This is a genomic window from Amycolatopsis sp. NPDC051716 (assembly GCF_040681595.1).
GTDB lineage: Bacteria > Actinomycetota > Actinomycetes > Mycobacteriales > Pseudonocardiaceae > Amycolatopsis.
The window spans coordinates 235,606-256,892 of sequence record NZ_JBFAZA010000006.1 but is presented as its reverse complement, the minus strand read 5'-3'; the positions used below and the strand labels follow the sequence as shown (position 1 = coordinate 256,892).

The following is a 21,287-nucleotide window of genomic DNA, read 5'->3' as shown; positions in this document are numbered from 1 at the left end:
TTGACGGTGCGGCGCGGCCACTGTTAAACCTGATTCGGGAGCGCTCCCAGGCTGTTCGCCAGTCGACTCCAGGGAGATGCCATGTCACCACGCCAAGACCGTTCCGAGATCGCGGATTCGCCGCTCCTGCGCCGGCGGACCGTGCTGGCGGCGGGCGCCGCCCTGCCGGTGCTGGCGGCCGCGACACCGGCCGAGGCGGCCACCGCCGTGGTCGTCGAGCCGTCGAACGTGCAGCAGACGATCCTGGGCTTCGGCGGGATGAACCACACCGTCTGGATCAGCGACCTCACCGCCGCCCAGCGCGAGACGGCGTTCGGCAACGGCACGGGTCAGCTGGGCTTCACCGTGCTGCGCATCCCCGTCCACGAGGACCGCAACAACTGGAGCCGCGAGGTCGCCACGGCCCGGCGGGCGAGTGAGCTCGGGGCCAAGGTCATCGCCTCGCCGTGGAACCCGCCGGCGTCGATGACGGAAAGTTTCTCCGGCGGCAAGCGGCTGCGGTACAACGCCTACGGCGCCTATGCGCAGCACCTGAACGACTTCACCGCGTTCATGGCGAACAACGGAGTGCCCCTGTACGGGATCTCGGTCCAGAACGAGCCGGACTACGCGCAGCAGTGGACGGCGTGGACCGCGAGCGAGATCGTCCGGTTCCTGCGCGAGAACGCCGGCACGATCACCACCAAGGTGATCGCGCCCGAGTCGTTCCAGTACCGCAAGACGATGTCCGATCCCATCCTCAACGACGCCACCGCCCTGGCGAACGTGGACATCATCGGCACGCACCTCTACGGCACCTCGTTCGCGAACCTGCCCTACCCGCTCTTCCAGCAGAAGGGCGGCGGCAAGGAGCTGTGGATGACCGAGGTCTACTACCCCAACAGCACCGACTCGGCCGACCTGTGGCCGCAGGCGCTCGACGTCGGCGAGCACGTCCACCGCGCGCTGGTGGACGGCCGGTTCCAGACCTACGTGTGGTGGTACATCCGCCGCTCGTACGGCCCGATGCGCGAGGACGGCCAGATCAGCAAGCGCGGCGCCTGCATGGCGCACTTCGCGAAGTGGGTCCGCCCCGGCTACTCGCGGATCACCGCGACCGCGAACCCGCAGGCGAACGTCTACATCTCGGCGTTCAAGAGCGGAGCCAGGATCGTCGTCGTGGCCATCAACAAGAACACCTCGGCGGCCGACCTCGCGTTCACCCTCCGGGACACCGGTTCGGCGACCGCCCAGACCTGGCTGACGAACGCGAGCGCGAACCTCGCGCGCTCCACGGACGTCACCATCTCGAACGGGGCGTTCAACGCTCAGCTGCCGGCCCGCAGTATCAGGACGTTCGTGGTGAACTGAGCCGGCTCTTCCCTGTCGACCCGAACGCCGGATTGTTCAGCGGCTGCGTATCGGGTCGGCAGGGGGTGTGGCCGGAGGGCGACCCTTTGTCGCTGTCAGCCGTTGTCGCTGTTAGCCGTCCAGCGCGAGGGGAAGGGTTTTCCGCACCCCGGCGCCGTGCCGTCCGTGCAGCGGAACGGCCGGAAGCCCCGGGACCGGCGCCGAACCGCCGGCCCGGGGGCCGACGCGGATCGTCACTTCCGCCTTCTCCTTGCCGCCCGGTGTCCGGGTCAAGGTGTACGACGTCGCCGTGAAAGCCGCGCCCGGCACCGAAAAGTCGACCAGGCGCGGCGATCGCGGGGTGAAGCACACCTGCGTGGAATCGCCCCACACCCACGACTTCCACCGCTCGGGCGGCCCGGACGCCGGGCCCTGGACCCCCAGGGCCACCCGCAGCTCCTTCGCCAGCTCCCCGGCCTCCAGCACCGTGCTCTGGTACCCGGCCTCGGCCAGCGCGCCCATCAAGCTCAACGCCGCCGACGCCGTGCTCCGCAGCGCCCCGAGGTCACCGCCGCCGCGGGCGAGCGCCGCGATCGGGGCCAGGTCGGGCCGGTAGCGCACCGCCAGCCAGCGCACCCGCAGCACCTGGTCGCCGTGCGGGATCGCCCAGGTCAGCAGCTGGGCCGAGGCCAGTGGGATGTCCGCCCGCCGGTACGCCGAGCGCAGGGCCTCGACCAGGGGGCCCGGCGCGCCCGGGTCCGGCGTCAAGCGGATCAGCGCGCTCCACCCGCCGTCGACCTCCGCGACGCCGAAGCGGTTGCCCGCGCGGTCGACGTGCTGGCGGACCTTCACCGGCCCCGCCACGCGCAGCAGCGGGTCCGGGCTGTCGCGGCGGGTGTCGTGGCGGCGCAACCGGAACGCCGTCCAGGTCAGCGCCCAGCCCGCCGGGTGCCGGCCCGCGAACCGCACCGACGTCAGCAGCACGAGCAACCCGGCCACCACGTCGGCCGCGACCCGCACCGGCTGCGTGACGCCGTCGACGAGCCAGGCGAGCAGCACGGCGATCGCGGCGAGCTCCCACAGCGCCGCCTGCAGCGGCCGGATCGGCAGCAGCCACGGCAGCGGCGTGGCCGCGGGCCGGGACGGTGCCGGGCGGCGGACAGCGGTATCGACGGACACGGGCTCCCCTTTCCCCGGTCCTCGACGCTACTGCCTCCCCAGATACGGCGTGGGCGTAAAAATTACCCTCGCCGCCCGCTGGTGCGGTGCCTAGCATCGAGCACTCGGAGGGTCGACGGACACAGCCGGGGGCACAGCAGCGTGTGGACGCAGCGGGACCAGATCCAGGCGTACCAGTTCCTCCGCCGAAGGCTCGTCTCCGCGCTCGTCGCCGCCGACGCCAACCACCCCGTCTCGCCCAGCCGCCGGCTCGTGCTCGGCACGGTGCTGGGCGTCGTGGCCGCCCTCCTGGTCACCGCCGTCTTCGGCATCATCGGCCTGCTGAACCCCGCCGGCGGCAAGGACTGGCTGGCCGGCGGCAAGGTGATCGTCGAGGAGGGCACCGGCGCGCGGTTCGTGCTCGGCGCCGACGGCGTCCTGCACCCGGCGCTCAACTACGCCTCCGCGCGGCTGCTGGCCGGCGGCACCGGCGACGCGACCGTGTCCGTGTCGCCGGAGAACCTCGGCAAGGCGGGCCGCGGCGCCCAGATCGGCATCCCCGGCGCGCCCGATTCGGTGCCGGCGTCGAGCGCGCTCGTGACCACACCCTGGACGAGCTGCAGCCGGACCACCCAGGACGCGCCCGCGTCGGCCGAGCCGCGCACCGCCGTCCTGCTGGCCGCGCCCGCCTCCGGCGTCGAGCTGCCGCGGGACCAGGGCGTGATCGTGCGGCTGCCGGCGGGGGAGCGCTTCCTGCTGGCCGGGGGACGGCGCTACCGGCTGAGCGACGAGGCCGCGACGGCGCTGCAGTTCGACAGCTACCCGACGATCGCGGTGGCCTCGCGGTGGCTCGACACCGTCCCGGCCGGCCGCGACCTGACCGCGCTGCCGGTCGCCGGCGCCGGTGACCCCGGACCGGCGGTGGGTGGCCGCGGCACCCGGGTCGGCGAAGTTCTCGCCGTCGTCGACGCGATGGCCGCGCCCGGCATCGCCACGTCGTACTACCTGGTCCGCCGCGAGGGCCTCGAGCCGGTCGGGCAGACCGAGGCGAGCCTGCTGGTGACGACGGAGGCCAACGCCGCCGCCTACCCCGGGCCGCCCGCGCCGGTGGAGGTCCGCGCGGCCGACGTCGCCGCGGTCGCGAAGGCCGCCGCGCCGCGCGCCGGCGGTGCCGACCCGGCCGCCTACCCCGACCGCATCCCCGGCAAGGCGCCGATCACCGGCAACGCCGTGGCGCTGTGCGTTCAGGGCAGCCGGTTGCTCGTTTCGGCCGAATTCCCGCTTCCCGCCGGCGCCAAAGCCATCCAGGTCGCCACCCGGACCGAAGCAAGGGTGGCGGACGAGGTGTTCGTGCCTCCCTCGGGGGGAGCCGTCGTCGTCGAAGCCGGTTCGGCCACCGCGTACCTGGTGACCGACACGGGCCGGAAGTACCCGGTGGTGACCGCGCAGGCTTTGGCCTCGCTCGGCTACGGAGGCGTCGCCAAGCCGCCGGTCACAGGTAGTTTGCTGGCATTGGTGCCGACGGGCCCCGCGCTGGACCCGGCCACGGCCGGACGGCCGGCTCCGTCGGGTGGAACGGGGTGAAAGTCGTGCACATGACAGAAGAGCGTTCGACCGAGGGTGAACTGGACCAGGGGCGGGTCCGGGTCGCGGTCATCGAAGACCACCCGCTCTACCGCGTCTCCGTGGAACGTGTGCTGGCCGAGGCCGACTTCGTCGAGCTCGGCGCGGTCGTCGATTCGGTCGCCCGGTTCCACGTGCACCGGCAGCCGCCGGGCAGCGTGGTGCTGCTCGACCTGGGCCTGCCGGGCGTCGCGGGCGCGGCGGCCGTGCTGGAGGTCTGCGAGCTCGGGCACCACGTGCTCGTGGTCTCCGCGCAGGCGGAACCGGAGGTCGTGCTCGGCGCCATCGCGGCGGGGGCGCGCGGGTTCCTGTCGAAGGACGTCGACGCGGACGAGCTGCTGATCGCGATCAAGACGGTCGCCGACGGCGGCGCGTACGTCTCGGCGGTGGTCGCCGGGATGATCATGAAGGACAACGCCGACCGGCCCGCCGTGTCGGCCGAAGCCGAGCTGTCGCCGCGCGAGGAGCAGGTGCTGCGGCTGGTCGCGGCGGGGGAGCGGGACGTCGACATCGCGCTGATCCTCGGCATCGGCGTCCGGACGGTCCGCGGCTACCTCGACCGCATCCGCGACAAGACGGGCGAACGGCGGCGGCCGGGCCTGGTCAAGGAGGCCATCCGGCGCGGCCTGATCGGCGACGCGAACCCCCGGCGCGGCGGCCGCAAATGAGCGGGCCGGCGCCGTCTTCCCGGCGGATTTCCGTGGGCGTGATCGAGGACCACCCGCTCTACCGGTACGCGCTGACCCGCGTGCTCACCGAGGCGCCGGACATCGAGCTCGGCGCGGTGGCGGACTCGGTGGCCCGGTTCGCGGTCCAGGACCAGGCGGCGGGCAGCGTCGTCGTCCTCGACCTCAAGCTGCGGGGCGTCCAGGACGCGGCCGCGGTCCTGGAGGTCGGGCAGATGGGGCACAAGGTGCTGGTGGTGTCCGCGCACGCGGAGCAGCCGGAGGTGCTGGGCGCGATGCAGGCGGGCGCGAAGGGCTTCCTGTCCAAGGACGTCGACGGCGACGAGCTCCTGCGCGCGATCCGCACGATCGCCGACGACAACGCGTACGTGTCGCCGACGCTGGCCGGGATGATCATCCAGGACAGCGAAGAGCGGCACGCGGGCCCGAAGATCGTGCTGTCGGAGCGGGAAAAGCAGGTCCTCCGCCTGGTGGCGGCGGGGGAGCGGGACGTCGACGTGGCCGAGATCCTCAACATCAGCGTCCGCACGGTGCGGTCGTACCTGGACCGCATCCGCGACAAGACCGGCGAACGGCGACGCGCGGGCTTCGTCCGCGTCGCCATCCGCGAAGGCCTGCTCCGCTGACCCCGGCCCCGCTAGAGGCGGCGGTTGGCCAGGGCTCCCGTCGCCGCGCGGGCCTTGGCCGGCACCGCCGGGTCCACGTCCACCAGCAGCGTCTCCGGCGCCGCCCCGGCCTGGGCGAGCACCCGGCCGAAGCCGTCCGCGACCAGCGAGTACCCGATTCCCGTCGGCGCCTTCGGGTTGACCGTGACGTCCGTCGCCGCGGGGTCGGCCTGGCCGCAGCCCAGCACCCAGCAGCCCGAGTCCAGCGCCCGCGCGCGCACCAGGACCTCCCACTGCTCGCGCTTGCCCTCGCCCGCGCCCCACGACGTCGGCAGCAGCACGACGTCGGCGCCGTCGTCGGCCAGGGCGCGGAACAGCTCCGGGAACCGCACGTCGTAGCAGGTCGCGACGCCGTAGACGACGCCGTCGAGCTCGAACGTGGTCGCCGTGGAACCGGGCGCCACCGTGTCCGACTCGGCGAAGCCGAACGCGTCGTAGAGGTGGATCTTGTCGTAGCCGCGGTGGTGCCCGGCGCCGGTGATCAGGAGCGTGTTGCGGACCCGGCCGTCGTCCGCCGGCGTGAACATGCCGGCCACGATCACCACGTCGTGCTCGGCGGCCACCGCGGCCACGGCCGACGCCCATGGGCCGTCGAGGGCCTCCGCGACCGGCTCGAGCGGCCGGCCGAACCGCGCCATGGTCGCTTCGGGGAACACGACGATCCGCGCGCCGTCCGCCACCGCGGCCTCCACGCGGGAGCGAACGAGTTTCAGGTTCGCCTCCGGATCGTCACCCGAGTTGACCTGGCACAACGCGATTCGCGCCACCGCTGCCTCCTGCATGCTGGGATCGGCCGTCATTCCGCCGCACCAGGGAGTATCGCCGAAAACCCGTTCGGCGTGACCTCGTACCCTGGTGGTCATGTTGAACCGCACCGACCTGCGAGGGCAGGTCCCGACCGCCGCCGAACTGCGCGCCACGCTCCCCCGCGCCGAATACGACGTGGACGCGGCGCTGCATCACGTGCGCCCGGTGGTCGAGGCGGTCCGCGACCGCGGTGTCGAAGCCGTCCTCGAGTACACCGAAAAGTTCGACAAGGTGCGGCCCGCGTCCGTACGGGTGCCGCGTGAGCGGTTGACGAAGGCGCTGGCCGAGCTGGACCCGGCCGTGCGCGCCGCGCTCGAGGAGTCGATCACCCGCGCCCGGAAGGTGCACGCCGAGCAGCGCCGCACCGACGTCACGACCGCCGTCGTCGAGGGCGGCACGGTCACCGAGAAGTGGGTGCCGGTCGAGCGGGTCGGGCTGTACGCGCCGGGCGGGCTGGCCGTGTACCCCTCGACGGTGGTGATGAACGTCGTCCCGGCGCAGATCGCCGGCGTCGGCTCCCTGGTCGTCTGCTCGCCCCCGCAGGCCGCGTTCGACGGCCTGCCGCACCCGACCATCCTCGCCGCGGCCGAGCTGCTCGGCGTCGACGAGGTCTGGGCGGCGGGCGGCGCGCAGGCCGTCGCGCTGCTGGCGTACGGCGGCACGGACACCGACGGCGCCGAGCTCGCCCCGGTCGACATCGTCACCGGGCCGGGGAACATCTACCTCACCGCGGCCAAGCGGCTCCTGCGCGGCCTGATCGGCATCGACGCCGAGGCCGGGCCCACCGAGATCGCCATCCTCGCCGACGAGACGGCCGACCCGGTGCACGTCGCCGCCGACCTGATCAGCCAGGCCGAGCACGACCCCCTCGCCGCGAGCGTCCTGGTGACGACGTCGGCCGAGCTGGCCGACGCCGTCGACGAGGAACTGGTGAACCGCGTCGCCGCGACGAAGCACAGTTCGCGGGTCGCCGAAGCGCTGTCGGGCAAGCAGTCCGGCATCATCCTGGTGTCCACAGTGGACGACGGGCTGCGCGTCGTCGACGCCTACGCCGCCGAGCACCTGGAGATCCAGACGGCGGACGCGCGCGCGGTCGCCGCCCGGGTCCGCAACGCCGGCGCGATCTTCGTCGGCGCGTACGCCCCGGTGTCGCTCGGCGACTACTGCGCCGGGTCCAACCACGTCCTGCCCACCGGCGGGTTCGCCCGCCACTCCTCGGGCCTGTCCGTGCAGAGCTTCCTCAAGGGCATCCACGTCGTGGACTACACCGAGGACGCGCTGCGCGCGGTCGCCGGCCGCGTCGTCGCGCTGGCCGACGCCGAGGACCTGCCCGCGCACGGCGAGGCCGTCACCGCGCGCTTCGGAGGTTCGGTCCGATGACGATCGGCGAAGAGGTCACCCTGGACCAGCTGCCGCTGCGGGACGACCTGCGCGGCAAGTCGCCCTACGGCGCACCGCAGCTGGACGTCCCGATCCGGCTCAACACGAACGAGAACCCGTACCCGCCGCCGCCCGAGCTGGTCGCCGACGTGGCCGAGGCGGTCCGTCTCGAGGCTGCCGAGCTGCACCGCTACCCGGACCGCGACGCCTTGGCGCTGCGCCATGACCTGGCCGACTACCTGAGCGTGTCGACGCGGGTGGTGCTGTCGGAGGCGAACGTCTGGGCGGCCAACGGGTCCAACGAGGTGCTGCAGCAGATCCTGCAGGCGTTCGGCGGTCCCGGCCGCAGCGCGCTCGGCTTCGAGCCGTCGTACTCGATGCACCCGATCATCGCCTCGGGCACCCGCACCGAGTGGCTGCCGGCGTCACGCCGCGCCGACTTCAGCCTCGACACCGCCGCGGCGGCCGCGGTCATCGCGGAACGTCGTCCGGACGTCGTGTTCGTCACCAGCCCGAACAACCCGACGGGCGGCTCGATCCCGCTGGCCGAGCTGCGGTCTTTGCTCGACGCGGCGACCGGGATCGTCGTCGTCGACGAGGCGTACGCGGAGTTCTCGTCGCAGCCGAGCGCGGTCGAGCTGCTGGCGGACTACCCGTCGCGGCTGATCGTGTCGCGCACGATGAGCAAGGCGTTCGCCTTCGCGGGCGGGCGGCTCGGCTACCTGGCGGCCGCCCCGGCGGTCGTCGACGCGCTGCAGCTGGTGCGCCTGCCGTACCACCTGTCCCGGCTGACGCAGGCGGCGGCGCGGGCGGCGCTGCGGCACGCGGACGCCACTTTGGACAGCGTGCACAAGCTGGCCGCGGAACGCGACCGCGTCGTGGAAGCGCTGGCGGGCCTGGGTTACGACCCGGTGCCGAGCGACTCGAACTTCGTCCTGTTCGGACGGTTCGCTTCGCCTGCGGCGGCTTGGCAGTCCTATTTGGATCGGGGGGTGCTGATCCGCGACCCGGGCATCCCCGGTCACTTGCGCGTGAGCATCGGCACCCCGGAAGAGAACGACGCCTTCCTCGAGGCGAGTAAGGAAGTCTCGCGATGACCCGCATCGGCAAGGTCGAACGGACCACCAAGGAGTCCTCGATCTTCGTCCAGCTGGACCTCGACGGAACGGGCGAAGTCGACATCTCGACCGGCGTCCCGTTCTACGACCACATGCTGACGGCGTTCGGCGTCCACGGCTCGCTGGACCTGAAGGTCGAAGCCACCGGCGACATCCACATCGACGCCCACCACACGGTGGAGGACACGGCGATCGTGCTGGGCCAGGCGATCCGCCAGGCCCTAGGCGACAAGAGCGGCATCCGCCGCTTCGGCGACGCGTGGATCCCGATGGACGAAGCTCTCGCCCACGCGGCGGTCGACGTCTCGGGCCGGCCGTACTGCGTGCACGTGGGCGAGCCGGAGCAGTTCACCACGTTCACCATCGGCGGCAACTACCCGTTCGTGCTGACCCGGCACGTGTTCGACTCGCTGGCGTTCCACGCCCAGATCGCGTTGCACGTGCGGGTGATCCACGGCCGCGACCCGCACCACATCGCGGAGGCGGAGTACAAGGCGGTGGCGAGGGCGTTGCGCGCGGCGACCGAGCCGGACCCGCGCGCGGGCGGCATCCCCTCGACGAAGGGCGTGCTCTAGTACCGGACGCCGGCCGCCGCGACCTCGATGCTTCCCTTGTGGACGGTCGCGGCGCGCTCGGTGGCCTGCTCCGGCGTCAGGAACGGGCCGAGGTGGGTCAGCAGGAGCCGCCCGGCCCCGTGCGCGGCGCGGGCCGCGTCCTCGGGCGTGAGGTGCACCGGGGACGGGTCCGGACCGTCGGCCTCACAGAGGAAGAGGTCGGCGCCGTTGGCCAGTTCGGTGAGGGCGGCGCACGGGCCGGTGTCGCCGGAGTAGGCGAGCACGCGGTCGCCGTCGGTGACGCGGACGCCGAAGGCGGGGAAGCCGTGTTCGACCGCGGTCGTGGCCAGGGTCAGGCCGTGCACTTCGGCGAAGTGGCCGTTGTGCAGTTCGTGCACGTGAAAGGCCTGTTCGATCGGCGCCGGGCCGGTGTTGCTGAGGAAGTGGCCGAGCCGTTCGCGGATCCCGGGCGGCCCGTAGAGCGGCAGCGGCTTCGCGGGCCGGAGATCGGCGAACAGCAGCGCGTACACCGCCGGCAGCAGGTCGGCGACGTGGTCGGCGTGCAGGTGCGAGATCCAGATGGCGTCGACGTCGGTGAGCGCGGTGTGGTCCTGCAGCGCGGCGAGGGTGCCGGGGCCGGCGTCCAGCCAGACGGTCGCGTCGTTCCCGCGGACGAGGTACCCCGAGCACGGCTCGCCGGGGCGGGGGTACGGGGTCGCGCTGCCCAGCACGATCAACTCCAAGGACATGTGGCACCCTAACCGACATGAACAGCGGAGTCGTCGGCGTCCTTCTGCTCGCCCTGGGCGGTTTCCTGGTGGGCGGCGTCTATTCGACGTGGAAGACGGCGAAGTTCATGGCCGTGGTGCTGGGCGTCGCGGCGCTGCTCGCCATCGGCGGCGCGATCTTCTGGTTCTCGAGCTAGCCGTCGGCCAGCCGCTGGATGGTGGCACCCAGCCAGGCCTCGAGTTCGGCGGGCTCGCCCAGCTCGGACCGCAGGACCCGGCGGCGCGTCGAGACGCCGAGCACGAACGCGTCGATCGCGGCGGCCCGGCTGCGGGCGTCCGCGTCGGCGAGGCCGCTGTCGCGCAGGTAGCGGTGCAGCGGCTCCAGCGAGTTCGTGTCGAGGAACGCGGCCAGCGCCTCCGCCGCCTCCGGGCGTTCGCCGGACGCGCGGTGCAGCACCAGCAGCGGATCTTCTCCGGGGGCGCCGAACCAGCGTCGGACGATGTTCGCCGCGAGCCGGGCGCCCAGCGTGGACCGGTCGCCGTCGAAGGAGTCCGCGACGGCGATCTCCACGCGCGTCGCGGCCAGGAAAAGACCGTCCTTGCCGCCGAAGTAGCGTGTGATGAGGTTGGGTGACACGCCGGCGGCGTCGGCCACGCCTTTGACCGTGACGGCTGTGTAGCTGTGCCGGGCGAAGTGGCGTCGAGCGTGCTCCAGGATCCGCTGCCGGGTGGCGGCCGCGTCGCGAGAACTCATGTGTACGAGCATACACATCGATGTGTACGCTGATACACATGGACGACGAGATGCTCGACCGGCTCCGGCGGACCCGGCGGGTCACGACCCCGTGGAGTGAGGACCGCACGCGCGGCATCGGCGGCACCCGCCTCGACGCGCTCCTCGACCGCTGGGCGAACGGGTACGACTGGGCAGTGCACGAGCGCCGCATCGGCGACCTGCCTTGGGTGACGGTGCGAGCGGGCGGTGCTGAGCTGCGGGTCGTCCACCAGCGGTCCGCGGACCCGGGCGCGCCGGTCGTCGTGCTGCTGCACGGCTGGCCGGACTCGGTGCTGCGGTTCGAGCGCCTCCTGCCGCTGCTCGCGGACGCGCACGTGGTGGTGCCCGCGCTGCCGGGCTTCCCCTTCGCGGCGCCGCTCACCACGCCCGGGATGTCGGCCGGGCGGATGGCCGGGATCATCGCGGCCGCCCTCGCCGAGCTCGGTTACCCGAGGTACACGCTGTCCGGCGGCGATGTGGGCGGCACCGTGGCGGAGATCCTCGCGGGCGAGCACCCGGACCGGGTGGCCGCCCTGCACCTGACGAACGTCGCGCCCCAGCGCGCCCTCACAGTGGATCCGGCAGAGCTTGCACCCGACGCGGCGGCCTACCTAGCCCGGGCGGGTCAGTGGTTCCGGGCCGAGGGCGGCTACATCGCCGAGCAGTCGACGCGGCCGAACACCCTGTCCGTCGCCCTCGGCGACTCACCCGCCGGCCTCGCGGCGTGGATCGTCGAGAAGCTCGAGTCGTGGTCCGACGAGGGGGCGTTCACGGTGGACGAGCTGCTCACCTGGGTCACGGCTTACTGGGTCAGCGGCACGATCGGCACGTCGTTCGCCACGTACACCGAACCGGCGGCGCTGCCCGCCCGGGTCGAGACGCCGACCGTGCTTTCGGTGTTCCCGCGGGACAGCAAACCGGAGCCGCGGAGCTACGCCGAGGTGTTCTTGAACGTCCGTGAGTACGTGGAGCATGTTGCGGGGGGCCACTTCGCGGCTTGGGAACAGCCGGAGGCGTATGCCGACGACCTGCGCCGGGCGATCAAGCTGGGCGGCTAAGCATGCCCCATCCCGGCAGGTTCCGGCAAAGTCTTTGGGCCGCATGGGAAGGGCTTCCGAGCAGGGTTGCGGGCGCCGGGGCGGAGGGCTTGGGCGATGTTGGTGTGTCCGGCTTGGCGGTGGGTGCTGGTGGCGAGGTTGCGAGGGGGCGTGGTGGGAGGTCCGGTGCGGGGCTCGGGGGTGCGAGCTGGACGATGCAGCGTTCGCTGCGGCTGTCTCCGTTGCCGCTGGTGATGTGGGTGGGAATCTCGTGCCGGGGCAGGTGTCGAGCAGGCCGTGGAGACGGTGTTGGTTCTCGTTGCCGGTGAAGAGGTAGTCCGCGCGGCGGGCGTGCCGGGGGCCACTTCGCGGCTTGGGAACAGCCGGAGGCGTATGCCGACGACCTGCGCCGGGCGATCAAGCTGGGCGGCTAAGCATGCCCCCACCCTCCGGGGGGCGTCCCAAGTCCAGTCTACCGGTGGGGCCCGACAAACCCCCTGGCCGAAGCCTGGTTGTCCACAACCCCGCGGAGTTGTGGACAACCAAGCTCAGCGGCTCGCGCCGACCAGTTCCCGCTCCTCCGGCTCGTCGAGGTGCTTGGTGAGCTTCTCGCCCTCGACGTCGACGTCCGGCAGGATCCGGTCCAGCCACTTCGGCAGCCACCACGCGCCGCGGCCGAGCAGCGACATCACCGCCGGCACCAGCGTCATGCGGACCACGAACGCGTCCACCAGCACGCCGAACGCCAGGGCGAAGCCGATCGATTGGATCAGCGACGACTCGGCGAGCACGAACCCGGCGAACACGCTGATCATGATCAGGGCCGCCGCGACCACCACGCGCGCGCCGTGCCGGAAGCCGGTGACCATCGCTTCTTGCGGCTGCGCGCCGTGGACGTGCTCCTCGCGCATCCGCGTCACCAGGAACACCTGGTAGTCCATCGCGAGTCCGAAAAGGACACCGATGAGCAGGATCGGCAGCATGCTCATGATCGGGCCGGTCGAGGCGACGCCGAGCAGGTCCGTGAGCCAGCCCCACTGGAACACCGCGACCACCGCGCCGAACGTCGCCGCGACCGAGCCGAGGAAGCCGATCGTCGCCTTCAGCGGCACCACCACCGAGCGGAACACCAGCATCAGCAGCACGAACGCCAGCCCGACGATCAGCGCCAGGTAGGGCAGCATCGCGTCCGACAGCTTCTCGGAGACGTCGATGTTCGCCGCGGTCTGGCCGGTGACGGACAGCTTCGCGCCCGTCCCGGTCTCCAGCGCGCCGGATTCGGTGCGGATCGCGGCCACCAGGTCTTCGGTCTGCGAGCTGCTCGGTCCGCTCTTCGGGATCACCGTGAGCAGCGCGGTGTCACCCGTCTGGTTGACCCGCGGCGGCGTGACGGCGGCGACGTCCGGCAGCTTCTGGATGTCGGCCGCGGCCCGGCCGAGGGCGGCCTGGCGGTTCGTGCTCGAAGAGACGTCGACGACGACCAGCAGTGGCCCGTTCGAGCCGGGGCCGAAGCTGCGGCTCGCGATCTCGTACGCCTTGTGCTGCGTCGACTCCGGCGCGGCCGTGCTGTCGTTGGGCAGGCCGAGCTGCATGCTCAGCGCGGGCAGTGCGACGACGGCCATCCCGGCCAGCGCGACCAGCAGCACCGGGATCCGGTGGCGGCCGACGAACCGCGCCCAGCGTTCGCCGTGCGTCGTTTCGACCGGCTTGCGGCGCAGCCGGATGCGGCTACCGGCGACCCGGGCTCCGGAGAAGCCGAGGATCGCGGGCAGCAGCGTCAGGGCGATGAGCACGGCGACCGCGACGGTGACGGCCGCGGCGACGCCCATCTGGCCGAGGAACGGGATGCCGATCACGGTGAGCCCGGCCAGCGCGATGATGACGGTGAGCCCGGCGAACACGACGGCGGACCCGGCGGTGCCGGCGGCGCGTCCGGCGGCTTCTTCGGGGTCGCGGCCGATGCCCAGTTCGTGGCGGTAGCGCGAGACGATGAACAGCGCGTAGTCGATGCCGACGGCCAGGCCGATCATCAGCGCCAGGACCGGGGTGTTCGAGTTCAGCTCGAGGAAGCCGGAGGCGAGGAAGATGCCCGCCATGCCGGTGCCGACGCCGATCAGCGCGGTGAGCAGCGGGATCCCGGCCGCGAGCAGCGAGCCGAACGTGATGACCAGCACGACGGCGGCGACCGCGACGCCCAGGCCTTCGGTGGCCCCGGTCGCGGGCACGCCCTGCACGGCGTCACCGCCGAACTCGACGGTGAACCCGGCGGCGCGTCCGGCGTTCGCGGTGTCCAGGAGCGCCTGACGGTCCTCGTCGGTCAGCTCGTACGCCTTCGCTCCGTAACTGACCTGAGCGAGCGCGACGCGCTGATCGGGTGAGATCGACTGCACCTGGAACGGGTCGACCACGGCGGCGACCTTCGGCGCCGTCTTCAGCTGCCCGACCAGGGCTTCGACGGCGGCCTTGCCCTTCGCGTCGGTCACCGTGGTCCCGGCCGGGGCCTCGATGACGACGCGGGCGGTGGCGCCACCGGCGTTGGCCTGCGGAAACTTCTCGGTGAGCTGGTCGATCGCCCGCTGCGACTCGGTGCCGGGGATCGTCACCGAGTTCGACAGCTGACCCGACAGCGTCAGCGCGCCCAGGCCCAATGCCACCAGGACCGCCGCCCAGACGGCCGCGACCAGCGCTCTGCGCCGGAAGGAAAACCGGCCGAGCCGGTACAGGAAGGTCGCCACGAGTCAGCTCCGTTTCGCCCGAACGGGCTTGGTTCACTCCATCAGGTCCTTTCCCAAGCTAGCCGATCGGCAAGGGAAGGTCCAAGCCGATCGGCAAGGATGTGACTTGCCGAACAGCAAGGTTTATCCCTAGCCGTTCGGCTAGTAAGTCGGTTTGCCGATCGACAGGGCGTGACGTAGGCTCCGACGGCTGCTGAGGAGGAAGAATGACCGCCGGCCCGGCCGAGGACACCCGGACCCGACTGCTGCAGACCGCGCTGCGCCTGTTCACCGAACACGGGGTCGAGGGCACGTCGCTGCAGATGATCGCCGACGCGCTGGGCATCACCAAGGCGGCTGTGTACTACCACTTCAAGACGAAGGCGGAGATCACCGAGGCGGTCGCCGAGCCGGGCGTCCGCGACCTGGACGAGCTGGTCCGCCGGGCCGCAGCGCAGAAGCGCCGGGGCGCGCAGGTGGACCTGCTGCTGGAGGGGTTCGTCGACCTGGTGATCCGCCACCGCGCGCTGGTGGCGCTGTTTTCGAGCGACCCGGGCATCGCCCGCGCGATCGAGAAGTCGGCCCACGGCGGCATGGAGGGCTTCGGCCAGGCGTTGCTGGACATCCTCTCGGGCCCCGACCCGGACACGACGGCCCGCGTCAACGCCCTGGTGACGTTGACGGGCATCGCCATGGCGGGCGGCTCCCCGGACCTGGCCGCCCTCGGCGGCGAAGAGCTGCGCGTGGAGTTGCTCGACGTGGGCCGCCGCCTCCTCGGCCGTCCCCGCCGTCGAGCCACCACCCCAGTCCCCGCGCTCTAACGCCCGACCCTCCCGGTACGCGAGTCGACCCTCCAATCACGCGAGTCGACCCTTGAATCACGTGTGTCGACCCGGCAGTCACGCGAGTCGACCCTTGAATCACGTGCGTCGACCCGGCAATCACGCGAGTTCGCGTACTTGGACGGTCGGTTCGCGTACCTGGAGGGTCGGATCGTGTGAACGGCGGCGGAACTCGCGTGATCAGCGGGGCATCTCGCGTGATTGGGCGGTCGACACGCGTGATTGGAGGGGCGACACGCGTGATTGGCGGGACGACACGGCTCAGGTGAGGCGGGCGAGGTGGTGCGGGGGGACCGAGGGGGTCAGCCAGACTCCGTTCGCGCTCACCTGGAACGCGTGACCTTCCGCGGCCAGCGCGGCGGCGTCGACCCGGAGGATCGCCGGCTTGCCGCGGCGGGCGCCGACGATTGCGGCCGTTTCCACCGTGGCCGAGAGGTGGACCGCGTGGCGGTTCATCGGGCGCAGGCCTTCGCGGAAGATCGCGTCGAGGTACTTCGCCACCGTGCCGTGGTAGAGCACGTCCGGCGGGGTGGCGTCCGGGAGGCCCAGATCGACCGTGACGCTGTGGCCCTGGCTCGCGCGGATGCGCGTTCCGGTTTCGTCGAAGGCGAAGCGGCGCTTGTTGTTCTTCTCGACCACTTCGTCGAGCTCCGCGCGGGTGATCGCGAGGGCGCGCACGAGCGCGTCGACGGGGACCCAGCCGCCGGGGGTGAGCGTGAGGCCGAGGGTGGCGGGGTCGTGGCGGAGGTGCCGCGACAGCCGCTTCGAGATGCGGATCAGTTCTCTTTCGTTCATTGCCTTCCCAGCATGCTCCCCGGGCGCAAGCGGTTTAGATGCCGCCCTCGACCGCGGGACGCAGCTTGCTCGCGCCCGGCCCGAAGCGGGCCAGCTCGTCGTCGTTGTTGTACAACGCGCAGCTTCGCAGGGAAAGGCAGCCGCAGCCGACGCAGCCGGTGAGCCGGTCGCGAAGCCGCTGCAGGGCGTCGATGCGCGCGTCGAGCTCGTGCTGCCAGTCGCGGGACAGGCGGCCCCAGTCCGCCTTCGTCGGGGCGTGCTCCGCCGGCAGCGTGGCCAGCGCCGAGCTGATGTCCTCGAGCGAGAGCCCGACCCGTTGCGCGGCGCGGATGAACGCGATCCGGCGCAGCACCGAACGCGGGTACCGGCGCTGGTTGCCCGCCGACCGCTCCGAACTGATCAGCCCCTTCTCCTCGTAGAACCGCAGTGCCGTGTGCGGAACCCCGCTGCGTTCCGCCACTTGTCCGATGCTGAGATGTTCAGCGAGCCTGGTCACCAGCTCAGGCTATCCTTGACTTCGAGTTTAGTCGAGGTTGCATCGTCGGGTCATGACCACTGTGACCGCGCCGGGCTACGCCCACCTGCCCCGGCTGATATCGCTGATGACCGGCGACGAAAAGCACAGCGCCGCCGCGGAGTCCACTTTGGACGTGCTGTGGGTGCTCTACGACCGCGTGCTCGACGTCACGCCCGAGAACTTCCGCGAGCCCGGCCGCGACCGGTTCCTGTTGTCCAAGGGGCACGGGCCGATGGCGTACTACGCCGTGCTCACCGCGAAAGGCTTCATCGCCGAGGCCGAGCTGCCGACGTGGTCCGGCCCGGCGTCGCGGCTCGGCTACCACCCCGACCGGCGCCGCATCCCCGGCGTCGAAATCTCCAGCGGCTCCCTCGGCCACGGCCTGCCGATCGCGTTCGGCACCGCGCTGGGCCTGCGCGCCCGCGGCCTGACGAGCGCGAAGGTCGTGACGCTCGTCGGCGACGCCGAGCTGGACGAGGGCTCGAACCACGAGGCGATCGTCGTCGCGGCGCGGGACCGCCTCGAAAACCTGACCACGGTGGTGATCGACAACCGGTCGTCGACGCGCGGCTGGCCGGGTGGCATCGCCCGCCGCTTCGCCGTCGAAGGCTGGGAGACGCGCACGGTGTCCGGCCGCGACCACGACGCGCTGTACGAGGCCTTCACCACCACCCACCCCGGCCGGCCGCTGGCCGTGGTCGCCGTCGTCGAACCGAAGGGCTGAACCCGATGCCGATGCGGGAAACCTTCCTCGCCACCACCGAACGGATCATCGACGCCGACCCGGACGTCGCGGTCGTGCTGGCCGACATCTCGGCCGCGCAGCTCGCAGGCGTCGCGCGGCGGCACCCGGACCGGGTGATCAACGTCGGGATCCGCGAGCAGCTGCTGGTCAGCACGGGCGCCGGGCTGGCGCTCGCGGGCCTGCGGCCGATCGTGCACACGTTCCCGTCGTTCCTGGTGGAGCGCGCTTTCGAGCAGATCAAGCTGGACTTCTCGCACCAGGAGGTGGGCGGCGTCCTGGTGTCGTGGGGCGCGTCGTACGACATGTCGACGGCGGGCCGCACCCACCAGTCCCCGGCCGACGTCGCACTGATCGATTCCCTGCCGGCCTGGACGGTCCACGTGCCGGGGCACCCGGAGGAGGCACGCCGGCTGCTCCTGGAGTCCATCCCGGGTGACGGCCGCGTGTACCTGCGGCTTTCGGCGCAGGAAAACGCTTCCCCGCACCTGGGCGTGGGGTTCACCCGCTTGCGTGCCGGCGCGGACGGCGTGGTGGTGGCGGTGGGCCCGGTCCTGGACCGCGTCCTACGCGCGACGGCGGGCCTGGACGTGACGGTGCTGTACGCCTCGACGATCCGGCCGTTCGACGCGGCCGGTTTGCGGTCGGCGGTGCTTTCGTCTTCGGCTTCCGTCGTGCTGGTGGAGCCGTACCTGGCGGGGACGTCTTCTTCGTGGGTGGCGGAGGCGCTTTCGGACGTGCCGCACCGGTTGAAGGCGCTCGGGGTGCGGCGGGATGTGGAGGTGCGGACGTACGGGGAGATCGGGGACCACGATCTGGCTCATGGGCTGGATGCCGGGTCGCTGGGATTGGCGATCAGGGAGTTTTTGGGGGAGTAGGCGGAGTGTCGCCGGCGCTGGGGGTGCCGGCGGCGGGATGCTTGTAGCGGAGGTTTTCGGGATTTCCGCGGAGCAGGTTCATCAGTTTCGCGTTGACCCTGCGCTCGTCGTCCGTGCTCACCGGAAGGCGGATGTGCATGCTTTCGTAGAGCTTGAAGCGGTTCAGGTCCAGAACCGAGCGAACGACGGTCATGAAATCGTCGGCGGCTGCGACCGCGGCGCGGTAAGCGATGTAAGCCAGGCAGTAGGGGACGAGCGAGGTCAGCAGCCACCAGCCGTCGGTGAACAGGCAAGCAACCGTCTCCAAGGTGGCCAGCAAGGCCACCACACAGAGCCTGATCGAAGTGTCCATTTGCTGACGGCTGTCGATGAGGTAGCTCCGGTCCAGCTCCGGCGCGATCAGCGCCAGCAGAGGCGCGGTCCGGATCGCGCTCAGCCCGTACTGCTTGCCGATGGAGTCCTCGGCTTGACGCAACGCATTGCCCAGGCGGGTGGGCATCATGCGGGGAGGCTCCGGGTAACGGCTTTTCGCGGTCTCGACCTCGTCGAGCGCGGCGTTCAGCCCGCCCAGTCCGTGTCCCTGGTCGCTCCTGAGCATCCAGCGTTCACTGCTCTCGGCGAGCTCGTCGTCGAAATTCGCCGGGTGGACGGCATCGGAACGTTTTTCGAGTACATCGCGGAAGTACTTTTGGATCAGCAGAATCTTCATGCGGCGGTCGAAGAGATCGGTCAGCTCGCCTTCCCGTTCGCGCAAGCGTTGCCGTCGCCGTCGGTAGTGGGCGATCCGCGCGCCCAACAGCTTGACCGCCACCGGCGAACTACCCCAGTAGCCTTCCAGGAGCCGGGTCATGCCCAGCTGCAGCGGATGGAGGAACAACGCCGCCACGGTGGTGAGCAGCAGAAGCCAGGCGATCGACACGAGGTTCAAGTTGCCCAGACGGTGAACCATCAGAGGCAGATCGGGCTCGGTGTGCCAGGAGTCGCTCGCCACCAGTGCGGTCGTCCACGCAACCAGGAACAGCGACGGCAGCACGCTGACGATGCTGAAGTACCGGCCGATCCGCCCGCCGAGGGAAACCGCCGTGTCGGCGATCGACGGTGAGGTCACTTGGCAGGTCCGCCATCGGTGAGCTTGACGGCCTGCGCGCAGGTGGGGCAGTACGGTTCGCCGTCGACGAGTTCAAGCGTCGTCTTGCATCCTCGGCGGGGGCACTTGACCTTCTTCTGCCTGATCTTTTCTTCCCAGCCGGGCAACGACTGGGGCGGATAAGAGGTGAACATCGCGATCCGACGGATGAGCCGCAGCGCTCGCACGTCTCCCACCCCCGCCCGCCAGGATCGGACCATCGTAGGCCAGCATGCGGGCGGAGTCGACCAGCGGTGAGGAGGTGGTGAAGGTGCTTTCACCCTGGCTCTGGCCCGTGTTGGTGATCGTCTCCGTCGCCGCGGCCGGCGCGTTCGGGCCGGGCTGGGCCCTGGTGGTCGTGGCCGTGGCGGCATGGTCGCTTTGGAGCCGGCTCCGCCGCGGTGACCGGGAGGGGTCCGCGGAGCCTCGTGTCGTGCAGCCGCTGGTGCTCGGTCTTGTCGAGCACGACGGGAAGCTCCTCGTGTGTGAGGAAAGAGACGAAGCGGCCGGGGGCAGCGTGTGGCGCCCTCCGGGCGGTGTGATCAACTTCGGTGAGCTCGCCGAGGACGCGCTGAAACGCCAGGTCCGGCCGACGCTGGGGGCCTTGACCGGCCTGACGGCCTTCGGTGCGGTGGAGAACCACCCGGTCGTCGACGGGCGCCGAGGCCATCAGATCGTGTTGCTCTACCGGGCCACGCTCGCCGACCCCGCCCGTTATGGCGTCGAAGACCTCGGCGGGGCGCGCTGGCATCCGGTGCGGGACTTCGTCGCGGGAACGGAGAAGCTTCGACCGGAAGGACTCGCGGAACTGCTCACGCAGGAACCGCTACGGTGATGCCCATGGGGCTCACAATCCGGCCGCTCGCGCTCGGGATCATCTGGCGTGACGATGCGCTGCTCGTCTTCGAAGGGCGTGACGATTTCAAAGGCGAGACCTACTACCGGCCGCTCGGGGGCGGGGTCGAGTTCGGCGAGGGCAGCAAAGATGCCCTCGTGCGCGAGTTCGGCGAAGAGCTCGGTGCCGAGATCAAGGTCGGTGCTCGGCTCGGGGTGCTCGAGAACGTCTTCACCTGGCGTGATCGGCCCGGGCACGAGATCGCCTTCGTCTTCACCGCCGAGTTCGTCGATGACAGCTTCTACCAGCGCGACGAGATGAAGATCCTCGACGACCCCGCCACCGCGCGGTGGGTCGACGTCCGCGAGTTCCGGGACGGCAGCAAGATCCTCTACCCCACTGGGCTCATCGGACTCCTTTCAGCGGATCAGTGACCGCGAAGTCGGGACGAGCTCGAACGAGGAATCCGTGGCCACCCGGCTGAACCACACCGAGAACGGGCCGTCCGTGCGGACCGGTAGCTGCGGGAACGTGTTGGGAGCCGGCTCCGTCTCGAACGCCGCGAACGCCGACTCCGGTGGGGACGCCGGCGACGACACCGTCACGTGCAGGCCCGCTCCCGATGGTGGGGATGCCAGGCCGCGGCGGACCGGGCGCAGCAACAGCACGTTGTCGGAGTCGATCATCGTCTCGTTCGCCGCCGATCGGTGCTCCTTCCAGACCGGGCCGAAGTAGAACTGCTCCAGGGCCGCCTTGCGCTCGGCCATCGAGCGGAAGCCGCGCAACCACACGAACTCGTCCGGGGATGCCCGCGAGCGGAACAGCCCGAACAAATGCGCGCCCGCGGCCTCCTGCGGCTCGACGAACTCGCGCTCGAACAGCTCGATCAGCTCGTCGCGCCGACCGGGGTGCAGGGTGTAGCGCCGCAGCTCCACCACGGTTTCGAAGTCGGAGAAAGGCTCGGAAGAAGTCATGGTG

Annotated in this window: 24 protein-coding genes; 14 read left to right on the top strand and 10 right to left on the bottom strand. The window is 71.2% G+C overall.

Features of this window, described 5'->3' with window-relative positions; genetic code table 11:
• Nucleotides 1-81: 81 nt before the first annotated feature.
• Nucleotides 82-1,350, top strand: coding sequence for a glucuronoxylanase (locus AB0M30_RS10735; protein ID WP_364582443.1), 1,269 nt, complete (start codon nt 82-84; stop codon nt 1,348-1,350).
• A gap of 111 nt (nt 1,351-1,461) precedes the next feature.
• Here AB0M30_RS10735 and AB0M30_RS10730 read toward each other — a convergent pair whose 3' ends face one another.
• Entirely contained in the window at nt 1,462-2,508 is a 1,047-nt protein-coding gene (locus tag AB0M30_RS10730) for a type VII secretion protein EccE (RefSeq protein WP_364582440.1), read from the bottom strand.
• Nucleotides 2,509-2,649: 141 nt separating this feature from the next.
• On the opposite strand from AB0M30_RS10730, the gene eccB reads away from it, so the two are divergent.
• The 3 genes from eccB to AB0M30_RS10715 are packed head-to-tail and all read left to right on the top strand — an operon-like array spanning nt 2,650 to nt 5,422.
• Complete coding sequence (gene eccB / locus AB0M30_RS10725; protein WP_364582437.1) at nt 2,650-4,071, top strand: type VII secretion protein EccB; 1,422 nt, start codon at nt 2,650-2,652, stop codon at nt 4,069-4,071.
• 11 nt (nt 4,072-4,082) lie between these two features.
• Nucleotides 4,083-4,778 carry a response regulator transcription factor gene (locus AB0M30_RS10720; protein ID WP_233225884.1) on the top strand — a complete coding sequence of 232 codons (696 nt, stop codon included), beginning with the start codon at nt 4,083-4,085 and terminating at the stop codon, nt 4,776-4,778.
• A complete protein-coding gene (locus AB0M30_RS10715; RefSeq protein ID WP_364582434.1) occupies nt 4,775-5,422 on the top strand; it encodes a response regulator transcription factor in 648 nt (215 codons plus the stop codon). Before AB0M30_RS10720 ends, AB0M30_RS10715 begins: the two co-directional genes overlap by 4 nt.
• Nucleotides 5,423-5,433: 11 nt before the next feature.
• Here AB0M30_RS10715 and AB0M30_RS10710 read toward each other — a convergent pair whose 3' ends face one another.
• A complete protein-coding gene (locus AB0M30_RS10710) occupies nt 5,434-6,228 on the bottom strand; it encodes a carbon-nitrogen hydrolase family protein (RefSeq protein WP_364582644.1) in 795 nt (264 codons plus the stop codon).
• Between the two features lie 94 nt (nt 6,229-6,322).
• On the opposite strand from AB0M30_RS10710, the gene hisD reads away from it, so the two are divergent.
• The 3 genes from hisD to hisB are packed head-to-tail and all read left to right on the top strand — an operon-like array spanning nt 6,323 to nt 9,341.
• Nucleotides 6,323-7,648, top strand: coding sequence for a histidinol dehydrogenase (gene hisD / locus AB0M30_RS10705; RefSeq protein WP_364582432.1), 1,326 nt, complete (start codon nt 6,323-6,325; stop codon nt 7,646-7,648).
• The gene (locus tag AB0M30_RS10700) at nt 7,645-8,745 is read left to right on the top strand and encodes a histidinol-phosphate transaminase (RefSeq protein ID WP_364582429.1); all 1,101 of its coding nucleotides are present in this window, start codon (nt 7,645-7,647) and stop codon (nt 8,743-8,745) included. The genes hisD and AB0M30_RS10700 overlap by 4 nt, the downstream gene beginning before the upstream one ends.
• On the top strand, nt 8,742-9,341 hold the full coding sequence (gene hisB, locus AB0M30_RS10695) for an imidazoleglycerol-phosphate dehydratase HisB (RefSeq protein WP_364582426.1): 600 nt from the start codon (nt 8,742-8,744) through the stop codon (nt 9,339-9,341). The genes AB0M30_RS10700 and hisB overlap by 4 nt, the downstream gene beginning before the upstream one ends.
• Here hisB and AB0M30_RS10690 read toward each other — a convergent pair.
• A complete protein-coding gene (locus tag AB0M30_RS10690) occupies nt 9,338-10,069 on the bottom strand; it encodes an MBL fold metallo-hydrolase (RefSeq protein WP_364582424.1) in 732 nt (243 codons plus the stop codon). The genes hisB and AB0M30_RS10690 overlap by 4 nt on opposite strands.
• 17 nt (nt 10,070-10,086) lie before the next feature.
• On the opposite strand from AB0M30_RS10690, the gene AB0M30_RS10685 reads away from it, so the two are divergent.
• Nucleotides 10,087-10,245 (top strand): hypothetical protein, encoded by a 159-nt coding sequence (locus AB0M30_RS10685; RefSeq protein ID WP_199191405.1) that lies wholly within the window; start codon nt 10,087-10,089, stop codon nt 10,243-10,245.
• Here AB0M30_RS10685 and AB0M30_RS10680 read toward each other — a convergent pair.
• Nucleotides 10,242-10,802, bottom strand: coding sequence for a helix-turn-helix domain-containing protein (locus AB0M30_RS10680; protein ID WP_364582421.1), 561 nt, complete (start codon nt 10,800-10,802; stop codon nt 10,242-10,244). The genes AB0M30_RS10685 and AB0M30_RS10680 overlap by 4 nt on opposite strands.
• Before the next feature lie 38 nt (nt 10,803-10,840).
• Here AB0M30_RS10680 and AB0M30_RS10675 point away from each other — a divergent pair, with 38 nt between their 5' ends.
• A complete protein-coding gene (locus AB0M30_RS10675) occupies nt 10,841-11,881 on the top strand; it encodes an epoxide hydrolase (RefSeq protein WP_364582418.1) in 1,041 nt (346 codons plus the stop codon).
• 527 nt (nt 11,882-12,408) lie between these two features.
• On the opposite strand, the gene AB0M30_RS10670 is transcribed toward AB0M30_RS10675, so the two are convergent.
• Nucleotides 12,409-14,595, bottom strand: a complete 2,187-nt coding sequence (locus tag AB0M30_RS10670; RefSeq protein WP_364582415.1) for an MMPL family transporter — start codon at nt 14,593-14,595, stop codon at nt 12,409-12,411.
• A 206-nt stretch (nt 14,596-14,801) separates the two neighbouring features.
• On the opposite strand from AB0M30_RS10670, the gene AB0M30_RS10665 reads away from it, so the two are divergent.
• Entirely contained in the window at nt 14,802-15,395 is a 594-nt protein-coding gene (locus AB0M30_RS10665; RefSeq protein ID WP_364582412.1) for a TetR family transcriptional regulator, read from the top strand.
• A 282-nt stretch (nt 15,396-15,677) separates the two neighbouring features.
• Here the strand turns inward: AB0M30_RS10665 and AB0M30_RS10660 are convergent, their stop codons facing one another.
• Nucleotides 15,678-16,211, bottom strand: coding sequence for an RNA 2'-phosphotransferase (locus AB0M30_RS10660; protein ID WP_364582409.1), 534 nt, complete (start codon nt 16,209-16,211; stop codon nt 15,678-15,680).
• 34 nt (nt 16,212-16,245) lie between these two features.
• On the bottom strand, nt 16,246-16,707 hold the full coding sequence (gene soxR, locus AB0M30_RS10655) for a redox-sensitive transcriptional activator SoxR (RefSeq protein ID WP_103339802.1): 462 nt from the start codon (nt 16,705-16,707) through the stop codon (nt 16,246-16,248).
• A 52-nt stretch (nt 16,708-16,759) separates the two neighbouring features.
• Between soxR and AB0M30_RS10650 the strand changes: the two genes are divergently transcribed.
• Together AB0M30_RS10650 and AB0M30_RS10645 are read left to right on the top strand one after the other, a co-directional pair.
• The gene (locus AB0M30_RS10650) at nt 16,760-17,452 is read left to right on the top strand and encodes a thiamine pyrophosphate-dependent enzyme (RefSeq protein ID WP_364582405.1); all 693 of its coding nucleotides are present in this window, start codon (nt 16,760-16,762) and stop codon (nt 17,450-17,452) included.
• 5 nt (nt 17,453-17,457) lie between these two features.
• On the top strand, nt 17,458-18,348 hold the full coding sequence (locus AB0M30_RS10645) for a transketolase (RefSeq protein ID WP_364582403.1): 891 nt from the start codon (nt 17,458-17,460) through the stop codon (nt 18,346-18,348).
• On the opposite strand, the gene AB0M30_RS10640 is transcribed toward AB0M30_RS10645, so the two are convergent.
• Together AB0M30_RS10640 and AB0M30_RS10635 are read right to left on the bottom strand one after the other, a co-directional pair.
• On the bottom strand, nt 18,326-19,456 hold the full coding sequence (locus AB0M30_RS10640) for a hypothetical protein (protein WP_364582400.1): 1,131 nt from the start codon (nt 19,454-19,456) through the stop codon (nt 18,326-18,328). The two genes, AB0M30_RS10645 and AB0M30_RS10640, sit on opposite strands and share 23 nt — an antisense overlap.
• A complete protein-coding gene (locus tag AB0M30_RS10635; RefSeq protein ID WP_364582397.1) occupies nt 19,453-19,662 on the bottom strand; it encodes a hypothetical protein in 210 nt (69 codons plus the stop codon). Before AB0M30_RS10635 ends, AB0M30_RS10640 begins: the two co-directional genes overlap by 4 nt.
• A gap of 44 nt (nt 19,663-19,706) precedes the next feature.
• On the opposite strand from AB0M30_RS10635, the gene AB0M30_RS10630 reads away from it, so the two are divergent.
• Both AB0M30_RS10630 and AB0M30_RS10625 read left to right on the top strand, forming a co-directional pair.
• Nucleotides 19,707-20,309: an NUDIX domain-containing protein gene (locus AB0M30_RS10630; RefSeq protein WP_364582394.1), complete on the top strand. Its 603-nt coding sequence runs from the start codon at nt 19,707-19,709 to the stop codon at nt 20,307-20,309.
• Nucleotides 20,310-20,314: 5 nt separating this feature from the next.
• Nucleotides 20,315-20,743 carry an NUDIX hydrolase gene (locus AB0M30_RS10625; RefSeq protein WP_364582391.1) on the top strand — a complete coding sequence of 143 codons (429 nt, stop codon included), beginning with the start codon at nt 20,315-20,317 and terminating at the stop codon, nt 20,741-20,743.
• Here AB0M30_RS10625 and AB0M30_RS10620 read toward each other — a convergent pair.
• Nucleotides 20,729-21,283 (bottom strand): NIPSNAP family protein, encoded by a 555-nt coding sequence (locus AB0M30_RS10620; protein WP_364582388.1) that lies wholly within the window; start codon nt 21,281-21,283, stop codon nt 20,729-20,731. The two genes, AB0M30_RS10625 and AB0M30_RS10620, sit on opposite strands and share 15 nt — an antisense overlap.
• Between the last annotated feature and the right edge of the window lie 4 nt (nt 21,284-21,287).

Excerpts from the sequence above, each read along its gene's own strand:
- AB0M30_RS10680 (WP_364582421.1), bottom strand. The coding sequence starts at position 10,802 with ATGAGTTCTCGCGACGCGGCCGCCACCCGGCAGCGGATCCTGGAGCAC.
- AB0M30_RS10715 (WP_364582434.1), top strand. The coding sequence starts at position 4,775 with ATGAGCGGGCCGGCGCCGTCTTCCCGGCGGATTTCCGTGGGCGTGATC.
- AB0M30_RS10690 (WP_364582424.1), bottom strand. The coding sequence starts at position 10,069 with ATGTCCTTGGAGTTGATCGTGCTGGGCAGCGCGACCCCGTACCCCCGC.
- AB0M30_RS10645 (WP_364582403.1), top strand. The coding sequence starts at position 17,458 with ATGCCGATGCGGGAAACCTTCCTCGCCACCACCGAACGGATCATCGAC.
- AB0M30_RS10700 (WP_364582429.1), top strand. The coding sequence starts at position 7,645 with ATGACGATCGGCGAAGAGGTCACCCTGGACCAGCTGCCGCTGCGGGAC.
- hisB (WP_364582426.1), top strand. The coding sequence starts at position 8,742 with ATGACCCGCATCGGCAAGGTCGAACGGACCACCAAGGAGTCCTCGATC.
- AB0M30_RS10665 (WP_364582412.1), top strand. The coding sequence starts at position 14,802 with ATGACCGCCGGCCCGGCCGAGGACACCCGGACCCGACTGCTGCAGACC.
- AB0M30_RS10620 (WP_364582388.1), bottom strand. The coding sequence starts at position 21,283 with ATGACTTCTTCCGAGCCTTTCTCCGACTTCGAAACCGTGGTGGAGCTG.
- AB0M30_RS10675 (WP_364582418.1), top strand. The coding sequence starts at position 10,841 with ATGGACGACGAGATGCTCGACCGGCTCCGGCGGACCCGGCGGGTCACG.
- AB0M30_RS10735 (WP_364582443.1), top strand. The coding sequence starts at position 82 with ATGTCACCACGCCAAGACCGTTCCGAGATCGCGGATTCGCCGCTCCTG.
- AB0M30_RS10650 (WP_364582405.1), top strand. The coding sequence starts at position 16,760 with ATGACCACTGTGACCGCGCCGGGCTACGCCCACCTGCCCCGGCTGATA.
- AB0M30_RS10685 (WP_199191405.1), top strand. The coding sequence starts at position 10,087 with ATGAACAGCGGAGTCGTCGGCGTCCTTCTGCTCGCCCTGGGCGGTTTC.
- AB0M30_RS10720 (WP_233225884.1), top strand. The coding sequence starts at position 4,083 with ATGACAGAAGAGCGTTCGACCGAGGGTGAACTGGACCAGGGGCGGGTC.
- AB0M30_RS10625 (WP_364582391.1), top strand. The coding sequence starts at position 20,315 with ATGGGGCTCACAATCCGGCCGCTCGCGCTCGGGATCATCTGGCGTGAC.
- AB0M30_RS10630 (WP_364582394.1), top strand. The coding sequence starts at position 19,707 with ATGCGGGCGGAGTCGACCAGCGGTGAGGAGGTGGTGAAGGTGCTTTCA.
- hisD (WP_364582432.1), top strand. The coding sequence starts at position 6,323 with ATGTTGAACCGCACCGACCTGCGAGGGCAGGTCCCGACCGCCGCCGAA.
- AB0M30_RS10660 (WP_364582409.1), bottom strand. The coding sequence starts at position 16,211 with ATGAACGAAAGAGAACTGATCCGCATCTCGAAGCGGCTGTCGCGGCAC.